This is a genomic window from Streptomyces sp. cmx-18-6 (assembly GCF_046548915.1).
GTDB lineage: Bacteria > Actinomycetota > Actinomycetes > Streptomycetales > Streptomycetaceae > Streptomyces.
Map to the genome: position 1 here is coordinate 1 of NZ_JAEBEP010000052.1, position 591 is coordinate 591.

Here is a 591-nt window from a genome sequence, read left to right on the forward strand (position 1 = left end):
TCAGGAACCGGTCACGGGCATTCCGAGCCATCCGGATCATCAACTCGACTTGCTCCGGCGTGAGGTACTCGATGCCCGGGTCGGTCGTGGCGAACTTCAAGGTCCGCTCTGTGACGACCCTGGCGCCACCGCCCTCACCTGCGGCCCCGTCCGGCAAGAACCGAAGGAACTTCGGCTTGGCCAAGGACATGGCGACGCGCTCGGAGACCCAGCCTGGCCCGACACCGAACAGCAGGAACTGCGTCATCGTCCCCAGAACCGCGTTGGCACTGCCGTCCTGCCGGAAGCGGATCACCGACTGGTTTTTGCGGCCCCGCGGCGGCAAAGGGACGCTGACCAGCCAGTCCCTGAACCTCAGCAGGCTCTCGAAACCCGGCTCCGACCACAGCAGCCCACGCTTATCGCACCAGGTCAGATACAGAGCCACCCGGCTCGCGTAGTTCCGCTCAGTGTTCACCGACCGGCCCAGACCACCTACCTGGTCGAGGAACGCGGTCGCCTCACGATGAAGCCGGTAGTCCCCGTCGACGACGACCCAGGCCACCCTTGACGAGCCTGGCACTACAGCTTTCTCAGCTCGATAGATCACGT

The 591-nt window shown here is 64.8% G+C and carries 1 pseudogene; it reads right to left on the minus strand.

Annotated features, from left to right (window positions below):
• A pseudogene (locus ACLJPL_RS34095) lies at positions 1-544 on the minus strand (integrase); the annotation flags it as partial.
• Between the last annotated feature and the right edge of the window lie 47 nt (positions 545-591).